Origin of the sequence: Salinarimonas ramus (assembly GCF_014645695.1) — a bacterium.
Lineage (GTDB): Bacteria > Pseudomonadota > Alphaproteobacteria > Rhizobiales > Beijerinckiaceae > Salinarimonas > Salinarimonas ramus.
This window is the reverse complement of sequence record NZ_BMMF01000014.1, coordinates 164,369-185,511: the sequence shown is the minus strand read 5'-3', so window position 1 is coordinate 185,511 and position 21,143 is coordinate 164,369. Positions and strand designations below refer to the sequence as shown.

The 21,143-nt window shown below is 70.2% G+C and carries 20 protein-coding genes; 6 read left to right on the top strand and 14 right to left on the bottom strand.

The window, feature by feature from the left end:
• The first annotated feature begins 188 nt into the window (after window positions 1-188).
• The 3 genes from ccmA (at window position 189) to IEX89_RS20920 (ending at window position 1,837) form a co-directional block, all read left to right on the top strand.
• A complete protein-coding gene (gene ccmA, locus IEX89_RS20930; protein WP_188915205.1) occupies window positions 189-833 on the top strand; it encodes a heme ABC exporter ATP-binding protein CcmA in 645 nt (214 codons plus the stop codon).
• Window positions 827-1,495 (top strand): heme exporter protein CcmB, encoded by a 669-nt coding sequence (gene ccmB, locus IEX89_RS20925; RefSeq protein WP_188915239.1) that lies wholly within the window; start codon window positions 827-829, stop codon window positions 1,493-1,495. Before ccmA ends, ccmB begins: the two co-directional genes overlap by 7 nt.
• A 138-nt stretch (window positions 1,496-1,633) precedes the next feature.
• Window positions 1,634-1,837, top strand: a complete 204-nt coding sequence (locus tag IEX89_RS20920) for a hypothetical protein (protein ID WP_188915204.1) — start codon at window positions 1,634-1,636, stop codon at window positions 1,835-1,837.
• 10 nt (window positions 1,838-1,847) lie between these two features.
• Here the strand turns inward: IEX89_RS20920 and IEX89_RS20915 are convergent, their stop codons facing one another.
• From IEX89_RS20915 to IEX89_RS20885, 7 genes are all read right to left on the bottom strand, one after another.
• Window positions 1,848-3,773 (bottom strand): hypothetical protein, encoded by a 1,926-nt coding sequence (locus IEX89_RS20915; protein ID WP_188915203.1) that lies wholly within the window; start codon window positions 3,771-3,773, stop codon window positions 1,848-1,850.
• Window positions 3,774-3,871: 98 nt separating this feature from the next.
• The gene (locus IEX89_RS20910) at window positions 3,872-4,312 is read right to left on the bottom strand and encodes a metallopeptidase family protein (protein ID WP_188915202.1); all 441 of its coding nucleotides are present in this window, start codon (window positions 4,310-4,312) and stop codon (window positions 3,872-3,874) included.
• A gap of 4 nt (window positions 4,313-4,316) precedes the next feature.
• Entirely contained in the window at window positions 4,317-4,607 is a 291-nt protein-coding gene (locus IEX89_RS20905) for a hypothetical protein (protein ID WP_188915201.1), read from the bottom strand.
• A 25-nt stretch (window positions 4,608-4,632) separates the two neighbouring features.
• Window positions 4,633-6,060: a 3-isopropylmalate dehydratase large subunit gene (gene leuC / locus IEX89_RS20900; protein ID WP_188915200.1), complete on the bottom strand. Its 1,428-nt coding sequence runs from the start codon at window positions 6,058-6,060 to the stop codon at window positions 4,633-4,635.
• A gap of 159 nt (window positions 6,061-6,219) precedes the next feature.
• Entirely contained in the window at window positions 6,220-6,678 is a 459-nt protein-coding gene (gene rplS / locus IEX89_RS20895) for a 50S ribosomal protein L19 (protein ID WP_188915199.1), read from the bottom strand.
• Window positions 6,679-6,901: 223 nt separating this feature from the next.
• Entirely contained in the window at window positions 6,902-9,541 is a 2,640-nt protein-coding gene (gene clpB / locus IEX89_RS20890) for an ATP-dependent chaperone ClpB (protein ID WP_188915198.1), read from the bottom strand.
• Between the two features lie 173 nt (window positions 9,542-9,714).
• Complete coding sequence (locus tag IEX89_RS20885; RefSeq protein WP_188915197.1) at window positions 9,715-10,614, bottom strand: EamA family transporter; 900 nt, start codon at window positions 10,612-10,614, stop codon at window positions 9,715-9,717.
• A gap of 224 nt (window positions 10,615-10,838) precedes the next feature.
• On the opposite strand from IEX89_RS20885, the gene IEX89_RS20880 reads away from it, so the two are divergent.
• On the top strand, window positions 10,839-12,146 hold the full coding sequence (locus IEX89_RS20880) for a D-alanyl-D-alanine carboxypeptidase family protein (RefSeq protein ID WP_188915196.1): 1,308 nt from the start codon (window positions 10,839-10,841) through the stop codon (window positions 12,144-12,146).
• Between the two features lie 16 nt (window positions 12,147-12,162).
• Here IEX89_RS20880 and tenA read toward each other — a convergent pair whose 3' ends face one another.
• The 5 genes from tenA to IEX89_RS20855 form a co-directional block, all read right to left on the bottom strand.
• Window positions 12,163-12,825 (bottom strand): thiaminase II, encoded by a 663-nt coding sequence (gene tenA / locus IEX89_RS20875; RefSeq protein WP_188915195.1) that lies wholly within the window; start codon window positions 12,823-12,825, stop codon window positions 12,163-12,165.
• Window positions 12,826-12,837: 12 nt separating this feature from the next.
• Window positions 12,838-13,617, bottom strand: coding sequence for an SDR family oxidoreductase (locus IEX89_RS20870; protein ID WP_188915194.1), 780 nt, complete (start codon window positions 13,615-13,617; stop codon window positions 12,838-12,840).
• 262 nt (window positions 13,618-13,879) lie between these two features.
• A complete protein-coding gene (locus IEX89_RS20865; RefSeq protein WP_188915193.1) occupies window positions 13,880-14,956 on the bottom strand; it encodes a metal-dependent hydrolase in 1,077 nt (358 codons plus the stop codon).
• A 78-nt stretch (window positions 14,957-15,034) separates the two neighbouring features.
• Complete coding sequence (locus tag IEX89_RS20860; RefSeq protein WP_188915192.1) at window positions 15,035-16,207, bottom strand: PQQ-dependent sugar dehydrogenase; 1,173 nt, start codon at window positions 16,205-16,207, stop codon at window positions 15,035-15,037.
• Between the two features lie 112 nt (window positions 16,208-16,319).
• Complete coding sequence (locus IEX89_RS20855) at window positions 16,320-16,583, bottom strand: hypothetical protein (RefSeq protein WP_188915191.1); 264 nt, start codon at window positions 16,581-16,583, stop codon at window positions 16,320-16,322.
• A 720-nt stretch (window positions 16,584-17,303) separates the two neighbouring features.
• On the opposite strand from IEX89_RS20855, the gene IEX89_RS20850 reads away from it, so the two are divergent.
• Together IEX89_RS20850 and IEX89_RS20845 are read left to right on the top strand one after the other, a co-directional pair.
• Window positions 17,304-18,506, top strand: coding sequence for a pyridoxal phosphate-dependent aminotransferase (locus IEX89_RS20850; RefSeq protein ID WP_188915190.1), 1,203 nt, complete (start codon window positions 17,304-17,306; stop codon window positions 18,504-18,506).
• Window positions 18,503-19,228, top strand: a complete 726-nt coding sequence (locus IEX89_RS20845; RefSeq protein WP_188915189.1) for a hypothetical protein — start codon at window positions 18,503-18,505, stop codon at window positions 19,226-19,228. The genes IEX89_RS20850 and IEX89_RS20845 overlap by 4 nt, the downstream gene beginning before the upstream one ends.
• Before the next feature lie 24 nt (window positions 19,229-19,252).
• On the opposite strand, the gene IEX89_RS20840 is transcribed toward IEX89_RS20845, so the two are convergent.
• Complete coding sequence (locus tag IEX89_RS20840; RefSeq protein ID WP_188915188.1) at window positions 19,253-20,230, bottom strand: NAD(P)H-dependent flavin oxidoreductase; 978 nt, start codon at window positions 20,228-20,230, stop codon at window positions 19,253-19,255.
• Between the two features lie 48 nt (window positions 20,231-20,278).
• On the bottom strand, window positions 20,279-21,052 hold the full coding sequence (gene map, locus IEX89_RS20835) for a type I methionyl aminopeptidase (RefSeq protein ID WP_188915187.1): 774 nt from the start codon (window positions 21,050-21,052) through the stop codon (window positions 20,279-20,281).
• Window positions 21,053-21,143: the final 91 nt, after the last annotated feature.

The window sequence follows — 21,143 nt, the reverse complement described above, 5'->3', positions numbered from 1 at the left end:
GTTGGTTTCGGCCTGATGCGCGGGTGCGCGCGCCGCTCCGGGAGCGCCCGGACTTCTCATGCGCGCGAAAACGGTTAGGACGTCAGTCACGCGGCACGGCGCAGCCGAGGCCCCTATAGTCCATTTGCGCGCGTCGCGCTACACGTCCGTGCTCCAGTCCGGACTAATGCTGAAGTGGAATTTCGCCGTTGCGTCTCGTCGTCGAGGATCTGGAGAGCCGCCGCTCGGGCCGGCGCATCTTCGAGGGGGTGTCCTTCGCGCTCGCGCCGGGCGAGGCGCTGGTCGTCACGGGGCGCAACGGGGCGGGCAAGTCGACGCTGCTCGCCATCCTCTCGGGCCGCCTGCGCCCCGCCGCGGGCCTCATCCGCGTCGAGGAGGCGGGCGAGCGCACGCTGGCGGAGTGCCTCCACCTCGTCGGGCACCGCGACGGCCTCAAGAGCGCGCTCACCGCCGGCGAGAACCTGCGCTTCGCCGCAGACCTGCTGGGCGCGCGCGGCCTCTCCTCGCGCGAGGCGCTGGAGCGTGTGGGCCTCGCGCACGCCCACGACCTGCCGGTGGCCTATCTCTCCGCCGGCCAGCGCCGGCGCACGGCGCTCGCGCGGCTTCTCGTCGCGCATCGCCCGCTCTGGCTCCTCGACGAGCCGACCTCGGCGCTCGACGTCGCCTCGCAGGAGACGCTCGCCGACCTGATGAAGGCGCATCTCGCGGACGGCGGCATGCTCGTCGTCGCAACGCACCAGGCGCTCGGCCTCGAGAACCCCAAGCGTCTCGTCGTCGAGCCCGCCGCGGCGCGCTCGCACGCCGCCGCCTTCGACGCGGAGGGCGGCTGGTGAACGCCTTCCTCGCTCTCGTGCGCCGCGACCTGAAGCTCTCCGCCCGCGTCGGCGGCTCGGGCTGGCTCGGCCTCGTCTTCTTCCTGATGATCGTGACGCTCGTGCCCTTCGGGCTCGGTCCGGACCTGAACCTGCTCTCGCGCATCGGCCCGGCCATCCTCTGGATCGGCGCCGTGCTCGCGACCCTGATCGGGCTCGACCGCCTCTTCCAGGCGGACGAGGAGGACGGCTCGCTCGACCTCATGACCGCCTCGCCGCTGCCCCTCGAGCTCGTGGTGCTGGCCAAGGTGATCGCGCATTGGCTGACGACGGGGCTGCCGCTGGCCATCGCCGCCCCGCTCTTCGGCCTGCTGGTGGCGCTCGACGGGATCGGCATGGCGGCCGTGTCCGTGACGTTGCTCGTCGGGACGCCGGCGCTCACCTTCATCGGCGCGGTCGGCGCGGCGCTCACCGCCACGATCCGCCGCGGCGGGCTGATCCTGGCGATCCTCGTCCTGCCGCTGATGATCCCCACCCTGATCTTCGGCGTCTCCGCCGCCAACGCCGCCCGCGGCGGCGACATTCCCTTCGGCACGCCGCTGATGATTCTTGGCGCGATCACGCTGGTGACGGCGGTGGTGGGAACCGTGGGGGCCGCGCTGGCGCTCAGGCAGGGGGAGTGAGGCTTCGAAAATTGTCTGGAACCAACCGGCAATTTCGGATTTCATCTTCCAATCCCGTTGACGCGCCCTTAATGTAAGGGCGCGAGGATTGGAAATCGGATCCATGCCGATCCGCTCGGCTGGACAGGAGATGCATGCATGACCGGCAAAGAACGTGTGCTCCGTCTAGAGAGAGAGTACGCAGGAAAGTGGGAAGAGCGAGTGGGGACGAAGCTCGCGGCGATGGGCATCTCGAAGGACGATTACGTCCAGCAAGCATCCCGTCACATGATCGATCTGCGGCCAGCGGGTTCGAACCGCGTGACGGCCGACACGAAGCCGTGTAACCCCGCCGGCGAGTGATCGGTCGGCGTCACTCGAGCAGCCAAGCGAATTTCCGGCGGGCGTCGGCGTCGAGTCTGACGTTCTGATGCCCGTGGTAGTGCCAGCTTATCGCATTCGTATTGTACCTTCCATCGAGCGTAGCTTCTCCCGTTTCGCGCCCCGACAGCGTCAGGGTGAGCCCCTGTACGTCGGGCGGGCACTCCAGCTGAATGAGCCCGTTCTTGTCGTCTTTCCAGAGTGCGACTGCGTGCGTGCTGGCGCGACGCACTTCGTTCGCTCGCCTGACCAGGCCCTTCGACGTAAGCGTCAGCACGGATGATCCCGGATCGTCCGCCAAAACGGTCGAGTATTGGGCCGCCCATCGCTGCGGCAATTGTGGCCCGTCCATGAGCAAAACAAAGACGAGGTTCGGGCCGACTGCGCGAAGAGCCGCATGGCACGGCTCGCTGCGGGCCAAGTCTTCACAGATCATGGCCGCGAAAGTCGAACCTGCGCGGAAAACGTTCAATCCTACCCGCCGGGCGTCGATCTCGATGTTCTCCCACCAAGCACCAGCCGGATCCAAAGCAGACGCGAGCGCATACCCGCGGATTTGGTTTTCCTCCAGGCGCCACCTGTGGTGCTTCGCCTGGGCGGTTGTTACCGCGAACGCCCCATCCTTGTCGGCCAGGAACGACGTGGTGAGCACATAATTGTTCGGCCGGTCCTTGAAGCCGCTGGAGCCGCTGATCAGGAATTCGAGTCCCGCCACCGGGTGCGTGGACTTCGAGATGGTGTCGACGAGCAACACATAGGTCGGCCAGTCGAGTGCTCCCTCCGGCAGTACGAGCGCACCGATCGCACCGACGTCTCGCGCCGCGGTTTCGACGAGCGCCATGATGAAATCGACCACCGCTCGTCGATCCTCGTCGGTCGGCTCATCGCCGCGCGAAGAAGACAACCACCTCTGCTTGATTTCGAAGAAGCCCCACGGCGGTGCTTCGTTGCCGTCACCACGCAAATGAGACTCGAAGCAGGTCGCCTCCACTCTGTGTGGAAACGGCACGATCAGAATGTTGAGCGGCTTGTCGTCTTCTCTCGCCGCGCCGGGCTGCCTCAGCCAGTTGATCGCCGCTGCGTCCCGAGGCTCCAAGAGCGCCAAATTGTGGCTGAGCGTGCGCATCGTGCACCCGACGCCGGGCACACGCGCTTTCGGCACGACGCGGGCGACGTAGGGTGACGCGTAGACGCAGAACGTGTCCATCGTCGCCGCTCTGAGAGCGTGGCGAGAGGATACCTTCAGATCCGCCTCGGCCTGCTCCTCGGAGGAGCCGTTCGAATCGCCTTCGGCATCCTCCCAAGCCTCGTCTTTGAAGGCGGGTTGTCGCAACAGCGCTTCGAGCCAATGAGGCTCGCCCACCGACGAGAAGCCCAGGTCGATGCAAGCCTCGTCCGAGATCACCAGAAGTGCGATGGCGGTGCGCCACCATGCGCATTCGCCTGTGGAGGGCTGGGCATGAATCGGACTGTTCGAGTCGCGAAGCAGCTTTCCCCAAAGAGCGTTGATTTGGTTCATCGCGTCGTCGTAGTCGACGCCGCCGATGCCTTCGGGATCTCGATGGTCGTCCACACCTGCAGCGTCTTCAGGACCCGTATCATCGGGATCCGCATCCTCCGGCTCGACGTTCGGCCCTTTGCGCCACGCCGCCCCCCATGCGATCCAATTTTCGCGCTCCGCGGACGAGATGATCAGTTGCCTCGTCGGCGACGACCCGGCGGCAACTCCGGCTTCCGGCATGATGCACCGGTAAAGCTCGCAACGCTGCACCAGCGACGCGACCGCAGCGAACATGTCGGTCGGGCACAGCGGCGTCTTCGCCGGACCCGGATCGCCGCCGCGCTGCGTCCCCATCGGGAACAATCTGCTCAAGAACTGATAGATCGTTTCGCTCGTCGACGCGTCATGCGTGACCATCCGCTCGCCCCCGATGATTGCATCAGTGGCATGATATCTTCAGATGCAGACCGCGCAACCATCTCATCCATGGACGTGCGATAATCGCGTTTGCGACGTCACCCCGCCTGGGCCTCCAACGCCTCCATGTCCTCGTCGGACAGGCCGAAATGGTGGCCGATCTCGTGGATCAGCACGTGCGCGATGACGGCGCCCAGCGTCTCGTCGTGCTCGGCCCAATAGTCGAGGATCGGGCGGCGGTAGAGCCAGATCATGTTGGGGAACTGCCCGGACATGGGCTCCCCGGCCTCGGCGAGGCCGATGCCGCGGAAGAGGCCCAGCAGGTCGTAGGCGCTCTCGGCCTCGAGCTCGTCGAGCGTCTCCTCGTCGGGCCAGTCGTCGATGCGCACGATCACGTTGGCGGCGAGGTCGCGAAAGGCGCGGGGCAGGCGCGCGAAGGCCTCCTCGGCGAGCCGCTCGAACTCCTCGAGCGCGGGCGCCTTCCAGGCGAGGAGGTCGTCTCCGGGATGGCTTTCAGGCCGGCTCTCGCGCGCGCTCATCGCCTCACCACCAGTTCAGCGTGAAGCCGAGCCAGACGAGCAGGAAGACGAAGAACGGCACGGCGAGCGCCCGCCCGATGCGCTTACCCCAGACCTCCATCGGATCGGTCTCGCCGTGCGGCCCGGCGCCCTGCGCGTCGCGGCCGGCGAAATGGTCCGCCATGCGTTGCCCCATCCGCGCGCCGGCGGAGCGCCCGATCGTCTCTGTCTCGCGATCGACGCGCTCGAGCGTGCGCCGCGCCTCTCGGGCGCGGGCGTCGTCGGGATTCTCGCGCCTGGGCGGATCGGTAGGCATGGCGGTGAGCCTCAGGGGCGGCGCATCACTGCGCCGCCGTCTCCATCCCGGCCATCTCCCGCACGTCCACGAACCGCCCCGCGATCGCGGCGGCGGCCGCCATCGCCGGGGAGACGAGGTGCGTGCGGCCCTTGAAGCCCTGGCGGCCCTCGAAATTACGGTTCGAGGTCGAGGCGCAGCGCTCCTCCGGCGAGAGCCGGTCGGCGTTCATGGCCAGGCACATCGAGCAGCCCGGCTCGCGCCACTCGAAACCGGCGGCGAGGAAGATCTCGTGGAGCCCCTCGGCCTCGGCCTGCATCTTCACGAGGCCCGAGCCCGGGACGATCATGGCGGAGACGCTCTGCGCCACCCGCTTGCCCTCGACGATCTTCGCGACCGTCCGCAGGTCCTCGATGCGACCGTTGGTGCACGAGCCGATGAACACGCGATCGAGCGCGATGTCGGTCATCTTCGTGCCGGGCTCGAGACCCATGTAGTGCAGCGCCCGCCACTTGGAGGCGCGCTTGTTCGGGTCCTCGATCTCGTCGGGATTGGGCACGACGCCGGCGATCGAGACCACGTCCTCGGGCGAGGTGCCCCAGGAGACGATGGGAGGCAGGTTCGCCGCGTCGAGCACGACCTCGCGGTCGAAATGGGCGCCCTCGTCGGTCTTGAGGCTCTCCCAGTAGGCCACCGCGCGATCCCAGGCCTCGCCCTTGGGCGCCTTGGGGCGGTCCTTCAAGTAGGCGTAGGTCTTCTCGTCGGGCGCGATGAGGCCCGCGCGGGCGCCACCCTCGATCGACATGTTGCAGACCGTCATGCGGCCTTCCATGGACAGCTGCCGGATGGCCGAGCCGGCATACTCGATGACCGAGCCCGTGCCGCCGGCCGTGCCGATCTCGCCGATGATCGCGAGGATGATGTCCTTGGCGCCGACGCCCGCGGGGAGGTCTCCCTCCACCCGCACGCGCATGTTCTTCGCCTTCTTCTGGATCAGCGTCTGGGTCGCGAGCACGTGCTCGACCTCGGACGTGCCGATCCCGTGCGCCAGCGCGCCGAAGGCGCCGTGCGTCGAGGTGTGGCTGTCGCCGCACACGATGGTGGTGCCCGGGAGCGTGAAGCCCTGCTCGGGCCCCACCACGTGGACGATACCCTGGCGCACGTCGCGCTCGTCGTAGTACTCGACGCCGAACTCGGCGGCGTTCTTGGCGAGCGCCTCCACCTGCGTCGCGCTCTCCGGATCGGCGATACCCTTGGAGCGATCGGTGGTCGGCACGTTGTGGTCGACGACGGCGAGCGTCTTGGCCGGCTGGCGCACCTGGCGACCCGCGACGCGCAGGCCCTCGAAGGCCTGCGGCGAGGTCACCTCGTGGACGAGGTGGCGGTCGATGTAGAGGAGGCAGGTCCCGTCCGGCTGGGTGTCGACGACGTGGTCGTCCCAGATCTTGTCGTACATCGTGCGGGGCTTCGTCATCTCGATCGACCTCTCAGGTACCATACGGCCCGAACTTAAGCAGACCCGCGCGCCGCGCAAGACGCGGAAGGGTCGCGGCGGGGGCTCGAAACGAAACAGCGCGGCCGTCGGGCGGCCGCGCTGCGCAACATCCTCTCGCGAGTGCCGCCGGAGCGGTGATCACTCGGCGGCGTTGCCGGCCTTCGCGGCTTCCTTGGCGGCCTTGACGGCAGCGGCCTTCTCGGCGCGGGCGGTGTTCTCGACCTCGCGCTGGCGCTGCGCCCGGCGATCCGTGCGCTCGACGATACGAGCCGACTTGCCGCGGCGGTCGCGCAGGTAATAGAGCTTGGCGCGGCGGACCTTGCCGCGGCGCACGACCTCGATCGAGTCGATCATCGGCGAGTAGACCGGGAACACGCGCTCCACGCCCTCGCCGTAGGAGATCTTGCGGACCGTGAAGCTCTCCTGGATGCCGCCGCCGTTGCGGGCGATGCAGACGCCCTCGTAGGCCTGCACGCGGGTGCGGTCGCCTTCGCGGACCGTCACGTTCACGATCACGGTGTCGCCCGGCTCGAAGTCCGGAATGGTCTTGCCGAGCTTGGCGATCTGCTCCTGCTCGAGCTGCTGAATGATGTTCATCGGTCCAACTCCTGCCGTTGCGCGGCCATGCCGACCGTCGCTGGATTTCGGCGTCCTGTTTTGAGTTGCCGGCGCTGTACCGGAAAGCGCGGGGTTTGTCGAGAGGGATGATGGGGGCTACGCTGCGAGCGGATCCTGCGCCTGGAGGGGACGGCTGGACGTCCGAATGATCGCGGAGCAGGAGAGCCGCCCCCATTCCCGAGGCCGGCCCTCCCCCTTCGCCTCAATGCAGCGCCGCGCCCGTGGGCTTGAGCCGCGCCGCGCGGTCCTCGCCCGCGGCGTACTCGCCGATCATCAGGCCGAGGGGGCCCACGGTCACCGGCACGTGCTCGCCGTCCTTCACGGCGCCCGAGAGGATCAGCTCGGCGAGCGGGTCCTGCACGGACTTCTGGATGACGCGCTTCAACGGACGCGCGCCGTAGGCCGGGTCCCAGCCCTTCTCGGCGAGCCAGTCGCGGGCCTCCCGCGAGAGCTCGACGACGATCTTGCGCTCCTCCAGCAGCTTGGCGAGCCGGCGCATCTGGATGTCGACGATGGCGCCCATCTCGCTCTTTTGCAGGCGGTGGAAGAGGATGATCTCGTCCACGCGGTTGAGGAATTCCGGCCGGAAGGCCGCGCGCACCACGCCCATCACCTCGTCGCGCACCATGTCGGTGTCCTGGCCCTCGGGCTGGTTCACCAGGTACTCGGCGCCGAGGTTCGAGGTCATGACGATGAGGGTGTTGCGGAAGTCGACCGTGCGGCCCTGCCCGTCCGTCAGGCGCCCGTCGTCGAGCACCTGGAGGAGGACGTTGAACACGTCCGGATGCGCCTTCTCGATCTCGTCGAAGAGCACGACCTGGTAGGGCCGACGGCGCACGGCCTCCGTGAGCGCCCCGCCCTCCTCGTAGCCGACATAGCCCGGAGGCGCGCCGATCAGGCGGGCGACGGAGTGCTTCTCCATGTATTCCGACATGTCGAGGCGCACGAGCGCCGTCTCGTCGTCGAACAGGAATTGCGCGAGCGCCTTCGTCAGCTCGGTCTTGCCGACGCCGGTGGGGCCGAGGAACATGAACGAGCCGATGGGCCGATGCGGGTCCTGCAGCCCGGCGCGGGCGCGCCGCACGGCGGTGGAGACCGCGATCACCGCTTCCGCCTGGCCGACGACGCGCTTCCCGATCGCCTCCTCCATGCGCAGCAGCTTCTCGCGCTCGCCCTCGAGCATCTTGTCGACGGGCACGCCCGTCCAGCGCGAGACCACGGAGGCCACGTGATCGGGCGTCACCGCCTCCTCCATCAGGCCTTTGGCCTCGCCGTCGCCGCCGGCGGCCTCGACCTCGGCGAGCTCGCGCTCGAGCTGCGGGATCTCGCCGTAGGCGAGCTCGCCCGCGCGCTGGTATTCGCCCTTGCGCTGGACCTGCGCCAGCTCGGTGCGGGCCTCGTCGAGGCGCTTCTTGATGTCGGCGGCGCGGCCGAGCTTGTTCTTCTCCGCCTGCCAGCGCTCGGTGATCGCCGCCGATTGCGTCTCGAGATCGGCGAGCTCCGCCTCGAGCTTGACCAGCCGGTCCTTGGAGGCGGCGTCGGTCTCCCTCTTGAGCGCCTCCGCCTCGATCTTGAGGCGCACGATCTCGCGATCGATCGAATCGAGCTCCTCGGGCTTCGAATCGACCTGCATGCGCAGGCGCGCGGACGCCTCGTCGACGAGGTCGATCGCCTTGTCGGGCAGGAAGCGATCGGTGATGTAGCGGTTCGACAGGGTCGCGGCGGCGACGATCGCCGAATCGGTGATGCGCACGCCGTGATGCTGCTCGTACTTCTCCTTGAGGCCGCGCAGGATCGAGACCGTGTCCTCCACCGTCGGCTCCGAGACGAAGACCGGCTGGAAGCGGCGGGCGAGCGCGGCGTCCTTCTCGACGTGCTTGCGGTACTCGTCGAGCGTGGTGGCGCCGACACAGTGCAGCTCGCCGCGGGCGAGGGCGGGCTTCAAGAGGTTCGAGGCGTCCATCGCCCCGTCCGCCTTGCCGGCGCCGACCAGCGTGTGCATCTCGTCGATGAACAGGATGATGCCGCCCTCGGCCGACGTCACCTCCTGCAGCACGCTCTTGAGCCGCTCCTCGAACTCGCCGCGATATTTCGCGCCGGCGATGAGCGCGCCCATGTCGAGCGCGAGCAGGCTCTTGTCCTCGAGGCTCTCGGGCACGTCGCCGTTGACGATGCGCAGCGCGAGCCCCTCGACGATGGCGGTCTTGCCGACGCCGGGCTCGCCGATGAGGACGGGGTTGTTCTTGGTGCGCCGGGAGAGGACCTGGATCGCGCGTCGGATCTCCTCGTCGCGGCCGATGACCGGGTCGAGCTTGCCCTCGCGCGCCGCCTCGGTGAGGTCGCGCGCGTATTTCTTGAGCGCCTCGTATTGGTTCTCGGCCGACGCGCTGTCGGCGGTGCGGCCCTTGCGCAGCGCGTTGATCGCCTCGTTGAGCGAGGCGGCCGTCACGCCGGCCTTGGCGAGCGCCTTGCCGGCCTCGCTGTCCTTCTCGACGACGAGGGCGAGCAGGAGCCGCTCGACGGTGACGAAGCTGTCGCCCGCCTTGTCGGCGGCCTTCTCGGCGGCGTCGAAGACCCGCGCCAGCGCCGGCTGGAGGTAGAGGCTGCCGCCCCCGCCCTCGACCTTCGGCACGCGCGCGAGCGCCTGCTCGACGAGCTGGCGCGCCACCTTGGCGTCGCCGCCGGCGCGCGCGATCAGGCCCGCCGCCATGCCCTCGTTGTCGTCGAGGAGGACCTTGAGCACGTGCTCGGGCGAGAATTGCTGGTGGCCTTCCCGCAGGGCGAGGGTCTGCGCGGACTGGAGGAAGCCGCGCGCGCGCTCGGTATATTTCTCGATGTTCATCAGCCACACCTTCATGACGGGCGGCGAGCGCCCTCTCGCGGAGGCACGCGCGCCGTCGGACGCATCATCCGGCCCTCGAGAGAGCGACCGGCTCCGCTCTCAGATGGGTGTGACATTTCTGCCGCGCAAGCTGGTCCGGAGCTTTCCCGTCTGGGGCTTTACGGAGGGGTGGCTCACACGCTCTTCCAGAGCAGCGCCCCCACGCCCGCGACGATGAGAGCGATGCCGAGGAGCTCGCGTCGGCTGGTCTCCTGGGCGAAGAGGCGGCGCGAGACCATCTGCGCGAACACGACCTCGACGAGGGCGAGCGTGCGCACGTTCGCCGCAGAGGTGAGCGCGAAGCCGAGGAACCAGAATTGCGAGGCGAGCGCGCCGAGGAAGCCCGCCGTAGACGAGCCCCGCCATTCCCGCAGCGAGCCGAGGAGCGCCTTGCGATCGAAGACGAGGAGATAGACGAGGAGGATCGCCGTCTGCAGCGCCAGCGCGGCGACGAGAGCCGTCGTCGCGCGCACGAGATAGCCGCCGTCCTCGAAGGCGAGGATCGCGCCGCGATAGCCGACCGCCGAGAGCCCGAAGCCCGCGGCCGCGGCGAGGCCGAGCAGCGCCGGGCGAAGGCCGCCGGCGGTGAGCTTGCCCGGCGTGTGCGAGACGAGGACGACGCCGGCCGTCGCCACCGCGATCGCCGCCATCATCGGGCTCGTGATCGGATCGCCGATCACGGTGACGGCGAAGAGCGCGGTCAGCACCGGCTCGGTCTTCAGGTAGGCCGTGACGACGGAGAAGGCCCGGTCGCGCATGGCGGCGAGCATCAGCGCCGTCGCCGCGATCTGAGCGAGCGCGCCCACGAGCAGGAAGCCGAAGAAGCCCTCCCCCGGCCGCGGCAGCGCCTCCCCCGTCGCCACGAGCGCGATGCCGAGGAAGACGATGGCGAAGGGCAGGCCGAAGAGGAAGCGCACCTGCGTCGCGCCGATCGTGCCGATGCGCGCCGTGAGGTCGCGCTGGAGCGCGTTGCGGCCGGTCTGGGCGACGGCTGCCGCCAGGGTGACCGGGATCCACAGGAGGGTGACGTCCATGGCGCTCGCATCCGTGTCGGCGCGTCCGGAGCCAGCGCTCGCGCGATCGCGCACCGGGCTCTCGAACACCCTCGCGCCCCGCGGCGCAAGCGCGCAGCGCGTGCGTTCACGCGAAATCCCGCCGTGATCTGGAAATAAGCCTCCGATTTCGCTATCGTCCGTCGAAAGCCGCCCGGTCGCCGTCGCGTCCGCCCGCCCGAAGAGCCCGGAGCCCGCACCTCCTCATGCGCGTGCAATCCTTCGCGACCCGTCGCCCTGCCGATCTCCTCGCCGTCGTGATCCTCGTCCTCGCCGCCGCGTTCGCCTTCGTCGGGCCCGCGCGCGCGCAGATCGAGAACGCGCCGCTCCTCGTCGCCGATCTCGACAGCGGCGCCGTGATCTTCGAGCGCAACGCGACGATGCCGTGGTATCCGGCCTCGCTCACCAAGATGATGACGGCCTACGTGGCGCTCGACGCGGTGCGCAGCGGGCACGCGTCGATGAACACGTTGCTCACCGTCTCCGCGCAGGCGGCCTCCATGCCGCCCTCCAAGATGGGCTTTCGCCCGGGCTCGCAGATCACGCTCGAGAACGCGCTCAGGATCATCATGGTGAAGTCGGCGAACGACGTCGCCTGGACCATCGCCGAGAACATCGGCGGCTCGGCTGGCGCCTTCGTCACGCGCATGAACGCCACCGCGCGCCGGCTCGGCATGAACGAGACGGTCTTCGCCAACCCGAGCGGCCTGCCCGATCTCTCCAAGCGCACCACCGCGCGGGACATGGCGCTCCTCGCCCAGGCGCTGATCCGCGACTTCCCCTCCCAGCGCGGGCTGTGGGGCATGCAGGCCATCGCCTACGGCAACACGGTGATGAACAACCACAACGGCATCATCGGGCGCTATGCCGGCGCCACGGGCATGAAGACCGGCTACGTCTGCTCGTCGGGCTTCAACGTCGTCGCCACCGCCGAGCGCAACGGCCGGCGTCTCGTCGCCGTGGTGATGGGCCAGATGTCCTCGCGCGAGCGCACGGCGCTCACCGCCTCGCTCCTCGAATACGGCTTCCAGTCCCGCGGCCTGTTCGGGCTCGGCACGACGGGGCGCTCGCTCACCTCGCTGCCGCGCTCCGCCGTCTCGACGCCGCCGGACCTGCGCCCGATCGTCTGCGATCCCAACCGCCGTCGTGGCGGGGAGAGCGACGACGACACCCAGGCGATCGTGGTCGCCGCCGGTGCGCCCGGCGGCTCGGGGGCGCTGGCGTTCTTCGCGGCGCAGGCCCGCACGCTCCCCACCGTCGATTTGCCGGCGCGCCAGCCGGTCGAGCCGGTGCGCGTCTTCCTCGGCCTGCCGGAGGGCGTCTCGGCGGCGCCCCAGGTGGCGAGCGCAGCCGCCGTGGAGCCGCCTCCGCTCGGCGCCGGGCTGCCGCTCAACATCCTGCCGCCGCGCCGTGGCGGGCCGCTGATCCCGGGCCTGCCGTCGACGAGCGAGCCCGCGCCGGCGGCCGAGATCCGCATCATCACCCCGATGCCGCCGCGCCGTCCGGTCTTCTGACGGCGCGGCCGCGCCGTCAGACCGGCCAGCGCTCCAGCCGCCAGGCACCGTCCCAGAACAGGTATTCGAGCCGCGTCGCCGCCGTGTAGGCCTCGTGCATGCGCGCCAGCAGCGCCGGCGACGCCTGCGCCGCCGCTTCGTCGGTCGCGGCGATCATGCGCGCCACGGCCGCGTGGAACTCCTCGCCGGCATAGGTGTCGATCCAGGCGCGATACGGGTTGTCCGCGCCCGCACGCTGATGGATGTCGCGCCCGACCTCCGCATAGATCCAGAAGCACGGCAGCAGCGCAGCCAGCACCACCTCGTAGGGCTCGGCGAAGGCGGTCGCCGTGAGGTAGGACACGTAATGGTGCGCCGAGGGCTGGACCGGGATCGCCGCGAAGGCTTTCGCGTCGATTCCCCATTCCTCGAAGAACGAGCCGTGCAGCGAGCGCTCCACCACGATGGCGCTCTCCGCCGCCCGAGCGAAGTGAACGATCCGATCGGGATCGCGCGCCTTCGCCGCGGCGAGCGCCAGCGCCCGGCCGAAGCCGATCAGGTAGTGCGCGTCCTGCACGATGTAATGCACGAAGCGCTCCCGCGAGAGCCGGCCGTCGGCCAGCTCCGCGTTGAAGGGCATCGTGCGGATGGTCTCGTAGGCGGCTTCGTTGCGCGCCCACGCATCGGCGGAGAAGGGCATGGCGAGCCCCGCTCAGACCGAGCGGATCGCGCCGCCGTCGATACGCATCAGCGAGCCCGTGACGTAGCTCGCGCGCGTCGAGGCGAGGAAGGCGACGACGTCGGCGAACTCCTCGACATTGCCGTAGCGCCCCGCCGGGATCGCCGCGGTGGCCGCGGCCTCGACCTCCTCCACGGACTTGCCGAGCCGCTTGGCGTTGGCGGCGTCGAGCTCGCCCGTGCGATCGGTGCGGATGCGCCCGGGCAGCACGACGTTCACGGTCACGCCGTCCTTCGCCACCTCGGAGGCGAGCGTCTTCGACCAGCCCACGAGCGCCGAGCGCAGCGTGTTCGACATGGCGAGGTTGGGGATCGGCTGGATCACGCCGGAGGAGGCGATCGTCAGGATGCGCCCGAAGCCGCGCTGGCGCATGCCAGGAAGGCACAGGCCGGCGAGCCGGAAGACCGGCTTCACCATGCTCTCGAAATAAGGCGTCCAGTCCGCGTCCGGCACGTCGGCGGCCATCTTGGCGGGGGGGCCGCCGGTATTGGCGACGAGGATGTCGACGCCGCCCATGGCGCGCTCGGCGGCGGCATAGATCTCGTCGGCTTGGCTCGTCAGGTCCGCGCCGAAGGCGTGGGCGGTGCCGCCGGCGGCCTCGATGGCGCGCTTCGTCTCCTCGAGCTTGTCGGCGCTGCGCGCCGTCATGAACACCTCCGCACCCTCGGCGGCGAGCGCCCGGGCGCAGGCCTGGCCGAGGCCGCGGCTGGAGGAGAGGACGAGGGCGCGCTTGCCCGTAAGGCCGAGATCCATGGCGTTTCCTTTCGCGTGTCGTCTTGATCGTGACGACCGGCATAGCACCGCGGCGCGACGCAGCGGAAGCGACAGCGGCGCGAAGGCGGGATGGGCGCCGGTCGGATCAGGGGCGGACGCGAAAGCAATGGTCGCGACGAGACGGCGTCGGCGGATCGTCGTTGCCGATCTCGCGAGCCGGCAAGCCCCTGCACGGCAAGCCGTTTTCGCTCGCCATAGCAAAATCTTGCCGATCTTCGTTGCCGATCTTTCGGGGCTCCCCTCAGAACAGCTCCGTCTCCCCGCCGAAGCTCGCGCTCAGGAGGTCGCCGAGATCGTCGAGGTCCGCACCGCGCGGGATCATGTAGCGCTCGGCCGCGCCCTCCACGATGGCGCCGTCGCGGATCGGCCATTGCACGCCCCACATCCCGCCGAGCGTGCCGTTCGGGAAGCCGTAGCGGGCGTCGCCGATGCGCAGCACCTCCCCCTCCCCGTCCGGGCTCTCGACGACGTGCGGGTTGAGCGCCCCCGTGGCGAAGCGGCGGTAGCGCCTGCCCTGCTCGGTGGCGAGCGCCGCCTCGGCCAGCGCCTCCGCGCGCGGGTCCTTGGGTAAAGCCGTCCAGCGGATGGGCCGCTCCGGCGCGAACACCGACACGAAGCCGACGTGGCGGGCGTCGGCCTCCTGCGTCGTCACGCGGCGCAGCCACGGCGTGAGGAAGGTCGTCGTGACGCGCACCTCCTCCGGCGCGCGGGCGACGAGGCCCGGATCGGCGCGCGCGATCGCCTCCGCGCGGCCGTTCGCCCACAGGCCCGCGCCCGCATAGAGCGTCGTCAGCACGAGCGCGGCGACCGTCACGCGCTTCGCCGCGCCGGTGCGCCAGCCGAGGAAGGCGGCGAGCCCGAGCGCGACGAGGAGCGGCAGGGTGTAGATCGGGTCGATGATCGGCAGCGCCGGGAGCGCGAAGCGCAGGTCCGAGAACGGCGCGAGGAGCTGCGTGCCGTAGATCGTCGCGGTGTCGAGGAGCGGATGCGTGAAGAGCGCCCCCACCCACACCGCCGTCCAGGCCGCGAAGAGCCCCTCCGTCGGCTTCCCGCTCTTCGCGCGGGCACGGCCATGCAGCGTCGCCGACGCCCAGCCGAGAACCGGGCCGACCACCGGCCCGAAGAACAGGGAGTGGGTGACGCCGCGGTGGAGCTCCCAGTACGCAATCGTGTCGCGGCCCCAGCCGGACCAGATCACGTCGAGATCGGGGATCAGCCCGCCCAGCGCGCCCCCCGCGGCGGCGAGGCCGCCGAGGCGACGTCCGGCGAGGGCGTGCCCGACGGCGGCGCCGAGCGCGATCTGGGAGACGGGGTCCATCGATGTGCTCCGGGGGAGAAAGCCGGCCGTGCGCACCTGGCGGCCGGCTCGCGGGGATTGCGGTCGTGCCCGCTCCTATCAGCCCTGATCGGCGGGGGAAAGCCGCAGCAGCGCGCCGCGATCGTCGTCGACGAGGAGGTAGAGCGCCCCGTCGGGCCCCTGCGTCACGGCGCGGATGCGCCGGCCGACGGGGATGATCTCCTCCGACACGATGCGCCCGTCCTCCACGTCGAGCCGCGCCAGAGCCTGGCCGGAGAGCGCGCCGACGACGAGATCGCCCTGCCAGGCGGGGATCAGGTCACCGTCGTAGAAGGCCATGCCCGACGGCGAGAAGGAGGGCACCCAGCCCCAGAGCGGCGGCTCGAGGCTCGTGTCGGTCTCGTGGTCCGGGATCGGGATGCCGCTGTACTGGCTGCCGTTGGAGACGATCGGCCAGCCGTAGTTCACGCCGGCGGAGGGCGCGTTGATCTCGTCGCCGCCGCGCGGGCCCATCTCCGCCGTGAAGAGGCGTCCGCTGGCGGGGTCGAGCGCCGCGCCCTGCGGGTTGCGATGGCCGTAGGAGAAGATCTCGGGGCGCGCGCCCTCGCGATCGAGGAAGGGGTTGCCCGGTGCGGGCGCGCCGTCGCGCGTGAGCCGCACGACGGTGCCGTGATGGCTCGAGAGGTCCTGCGCGCTCGTATCCTGCCCACGGTCGCCGAGGGTGACGAAGAGCGTCTCGCCGTCCGGCGCGGGCACGACGCGCGAGCCGAAATGCCGCCCGCCGGACATCGCCGGCTCGGCGCGGAACAGGATCTCGGTGCCTTCCAGCGCGGTGAGCCCCTCGTTCAGGCGCCCACGCGCGAGCGACGTCGCCGCGCCGCCGCCGCGGGCTTCGGCGAAGGTGAGGTAGACCATCCGGCTCGTGGCGAAATCGGGCGCGAGCGCCACGTCGAGGAGCCCGCCCTGGCCCACGTCCGCCACTTCCGGCACGCCGGCGAGCGGGGGCGAGACCGCGCCGTCGGCGCGCACGTGGCGCAGGCGGCCGGGGCGCTCCGTCACCAGGAACCCGCCCTCGGGCAGATCCGCCATGCCCCAGGGGTGGACCAGGCCGCCAGCGACCGTCTCGAGCAGCATCGGGCCGGCCTGCGTCTCGAGCCGCTCCTGAGCCGCGAGCTGCCGCGTCGAGACGAGCACGAGCGCGGTCGAAAGGGCGATGAGCAGAGCCAGCGTCGGCCGGACGAGCGGCGGCAGGCGGCGGGGCGTGCAGGTCATGCGCGGGATACCTCGTCGAGCGGTCTCGGTGTCGTGCCGCTCGACGTATGGCGCGCGCGCCCGCATGCAAGGCGCGGGCGCCGATCACGAGGTCGCGATCAAGGCGCAGACATCAGGGCGTCGGCTCGCTGGCGCGAAGGTCGAGACCGAGTAGCGAGCCGAGATCGTAGGCGCCTGCGCCGAGCGACGTCGCGCCGAGCACGGCGACGATGGCGCCGACGATGAGCAGTACCAGCATGGCGGCGGCCCGCGCCTCGCGCCGCATCTTCCTGAGCGTGATGAGACGACCGGCGCGAAAGCCCGGCCACGACGGCTCGGCACGCCCGATGCCGGCCTCGATGGCCTGTGCGGCACCGTCGAAGGCGCCATCGCGCATTGCGTCCTCATGTGGTCCGTTGGTCTTCACGACGCCCCCCGCTGGAGACCGGGCCGACGTCGAGAGCGGCCGAAACCCGGGCTTCGCCTCGACGCCACGCGTGCCGTTTCAAGGCGGCCGGAGTTTCCTCTCACGTCTCCCCTTCCGCAAGACGTGTTCGGGCTTGTTCCCCGTCGATCCGATCCTGTCACCACGTTGTGGCTCTGGCATACTACGTATCCGACTTCTGTAATCGATCGGCAGCAAATCACAGCAGATTAGGGTATAATCGATTTAGGTCACGTGACGCTACGCCCGACGGCGATCGAATAGCTGAAGCTTAGCCAGAGTGTAGCGCGAAGACTATCGCATCAGTACTCGATAATTTTCTGATTATCCAGCCGTCGTTGCCGCGGTAGATGGCATTCGTGTCCGACACTTCGTGTTGCATCACCGGAACGCTGTCATAAGTGTTTTTCCATAGCCGATGCATGCCTCCACGCCCCTTAGCGACATGTTGACGCACGACCCGCGATTCTCGCGCGAAGCGCCGCGCGATGCACCGATGCCCCCGAACAGCGGCCGTCGGCCGGTGCGAATCGCCTGCCCGCGCACGAGCGCGCACACGGCTTTCCGGCGCCCGCGGCCTTGCCTGTCATCAGGCGTGGCACTACGGTCCGCGCGCCGTCCGGCCGCCGCGACGCCGCCCGTCGCGCGCAACGATCCATCAGGAGTACGACAATGGGCTTTCTGTCCGACGCCCTCTCGCGCATCAAGCCGTCGGCGACGATCGTCATCACGCAGAAGGCGCGCGACCTGCGCGCCGCAGGACGCGACGTCATCAGCCTCTCGGTCGGCGAGCCGGACTTCGACACGCCCGACAACATAAAGGAAGCGGCCATCGCCGCCATCCGCCGCGGCGAGACCAAGTATCCGCCGGTCTCCGGCATCCCGGCGCTGCGCGAGGCGATCGCGAAGAAGTTCGCCCGCGAGAACGGGCTGACCTACGAGCCCAAGCAGACCATCGTCGGCACCGGCGGCAAGCAGGTGATCTACAACGCGTTCCTCGCCACCCTGAACCCGGGCGACGAGGTCATCGTGCCCCGCCCCTACTGGGTCTCCTATCCGGAGATGGTGGCCCTGTGCGGCGGCACGCCGGTCTTCGTCGACACGACGCTCGAGCGCGCCTTCAAGCTGCAGCCGGCGGATCTCGAGGCGGCGATCACGCCCCGGACCAAGTGGGTGCTCCTCAACTCGCCCTCGAACCCCTCGGGCGCCGCCTATTCGCGCAGCGAGATGAAGGCGCTTACCGACGTCCTGATGAAGCACCCCCACGTGTGGGTGCTCACGGACGACATGTACGAGCATCTCGTCTACGGCGATTTCGAGTTCGTCACGCCGGCCCAGGTGGAGCCCGGCCTCTACGAGCGCACGCTCACCATGAACGGCGTCTCGAAGTCCTACGCCATGACCGGCTGGCGGATCGGCTACGCGGCGGGCCCCGAGCACCTGATCAAGGCGATGGATTTCGTCCAGGGCCAGCAGACCTCCGGCGCCGCGACGATCTCGCAATGGGCCGCCGTCGAGGCGCTGAACGGGCCGCAGGATCATCTGGCCGAGTTCCGCAAGGCCTTCGAGGCGCGCCGCGACCTCGTCGTCTCCATGCTCAACCAGACGAGCCTGCTCGAATGCCCGGTGCCGGAGGGCGCGTTCTACGTCTATCCGTCCTGCCGCAAGGCCATCGGGCTCACGGCGCCGTCGGGCAAGACGATCGAGACCGACGAGGATTTCGTCACCGAGCTGCTCGAGGCGGAGGGCGTCGCCGCCGTGCACGGCTCGGCCTTCGGGCTCGGCCCGAACTTCCGCATCTCCTACGCGACCTCGAACGCGCTGCTCGAGGACGCCTGCAACCGCATCCAGCGCTTCTGCAACAGCCTGGCATGAGCATGGCGGCGGCGCAGACTCGCGCCCCCCTCGCGGGCTCGCTGGCGGCGGACGACGGCGCGGCGCGGGCGGTGCTCGCGCTCGTGCCGCTCGCCGTCGCGACGATCGCGGCGCTGGCGGCGGGGCTCGCGGGGGTGCATTCGCGGGGGCTCATCGGCACGCCGTTCGAGCCCTTCGCCTTCGGCTTCTTCGTCGAGCGCTTCCCGCTCGCGGCCTTCCTCGTGGTCTACGCGGTGGTGCGGGTCGCGCTGCTGGCGCTGATCCCGCCGGGGCCGAGCCGCTTCCTGCGCCTCGCGCTCCTGCCGATCGCGCTCGCCCTCGTGCTGGTGCCGGCGCTCTATCCCACCTTCGGCGGGCTCGTGATCCGGGCGGCCTACTTCACCGGCGGCATGGCCTTCCTGCAGGGCACGCCGCTCGCGATCGCCTATCCCGTCGGCGCCTTCGTCTCGGCCTTCGTCTTCGCGGCGGGCCTCGGGGCGGCGGCTATCGTTGCGCGGGCGCGCATGACGTTCGGCGTGCGGGCCGCGCTCGGCGGCGCGGCGCGTCTCCTCGCGCTCTGGTTCGCGGCGATGGTCGTCGCGGCGCCGACCGCGCTCGGCCTGCCCATCGTCGGCGATTGGCCGGTCTGGCCGCTCACGGCCCCGGAGAGCCTCGCCGCCGCCGCGCTCGTCGCCCTCGCCCTCGCCCCGCACGCGCTCATCGTCTGGCGCTCCGGGCGCTGAGACGTCGCGCCGCTCGACGAAGCGTCACGCACCGCGCAGGCGAAGGCGCCCCTCCGCGGCCTTCGCCGCCTCGTATTCCGCGGCGAGTCGCGCCACGCGCTCCGCGGCCGGGACGACGTCGTGGACGGCGCCGATGCCCTGACCCGCGCCCCAGATGTCCCGCCACGCCTTCGCATCGGCGCCGGACGCGCCGAAATCCATGGTCTTGCGCTCCTTGTCCGCGAGCGTGTCGGGATCGATGCCGGCGGCGCGGATGGAGGGCTTGAGATAATTGCCGGGCACGCCCGTGAAATGGGGCGTGTAGAGGATGTCGTCGGCGGTGCTCGCCACGATCATCTCCTTGTAGGCCGCGCTCGCCTGCGCCTCCTGCGTCGCGATGAAGGGCGAGCCGATATAGGCGAAGTCCGCGCCCATCACCTCGGCGGCCCGCACCGCGCGGCCGGTGGCGATGGCGCCCGAGAGCGCGAGCGGCCCGTCGAATTCGGCGCGGATCTCCTGCACGAGCGCGAAGGGCGAGAGTCCGCCCGCATGCCCGCCGGCGCCGGCCGCCACGGCGACGAGGCCGTCCGCCCCCTTCTCCAGCGCCTTGCGGGCGAAGGTCATGTTGGTGACGTCGTGCATCGTGACGCCGCCCCAGCCGTGAACGGCGTCGTTGAGCTCGGGCCGCGCGCCGAGCGAGGTGATGACGATCGGCACGCGATGCTTCTCGCAGAGCGCGACGTCCTGCTCCAGGCGGTCGTTGGAGCGATGCACGATCTGGTTCACGGCGAAGGGCGCGGAGGGCGCCTCGGGATTGGCGGCGTCGTGGGCGGCGAGCTCCTCGCGGATGCGCGCGAGCCATTCGTCGAGCAGGCTCGCGGGCCGGGCGTTGAGCGCGGGAAACGAGCCGACGATCCCCGCCTTGCACTGGGCGACGACGAGGTCCGGCCCCGAGACGATGAACATCGGCGCGGCGATGACGGGCAGGCGCAGGCGGCCCTGGAAGACGGAAGGCAGCGGCATGGTGCGTCTCGTGCGTTTGCTGGCGCGGCGGGCCGTGAGGGGTGGCGGTCAGGCGCCGCGCGTGAAGATCTCGACGCCGTTCTCGGTCACGCCGACGGAATGCTCGAACTGGGCCGACAGCGAGCGGTCGCGCGTCACCGTCGTCCAGCCGTCGGAGAGCGTCTTCACCTCGGCGCGCCCGGCGTTGAGCATGGGCTCGACGGTGAAGAACATGCCCGGCTCCAGGCGCACGCCCCGCCCCGGCAGGCCGTAGGCGAGGACTTCCGGCGGCGCATGGAAGTCGCGCCCCACGCCGTGGCCGCAGAAGTCGCGCACCACCGTGTAGCCCTTCGCCTTGGCCACCGCCTCGATGGCCGCGCCGACGTCGCCGAGCGTCGCGCCGGGGCGCACCTGGGCGATGCCCGCCATCATGGCGGCATGCGCCGCGTCGATGAGCCGGCGCGCCTTCACGGAGGGCTCGCCCACGGTGAACATGCGGCTCGTGTCGCCGTGCCAGCCGTCGAGGATCGGCGTCACGTCGATGTTGAGGATGTCACCCTCCGACAGGATCTTCTCGTCGTCCGGGATGCCGTGGGTGACCACGTGGTTGACCGAGATGCAGGTCGCGTGGCGATAGCCGTGGAAGCCGATCGTCGCGGGCACGGCGCCGTGGTCGCGCATGAAGGTCTCGCACAGGCGGTCGAGCTCGCCCGTGCTCACCCCCGGGCGCACGTGCGTCCCGGCGAAGTCGAGCGTCGCCGCCGCGAGCCGTCCGGCTCGGCGCATGGCCTCGAACTCCTCCGGTCCGTGCAGGGGAATGGTCCGCGCGCGGCGCTCGTGCATGGTCTCTCCTTCGCGATGCACCGACCATAGCACGCCCGGCCCGCTTGTCGCCCGCCGCGCGACGCACGGCAGCGCGGCGCTCGCGGTATCG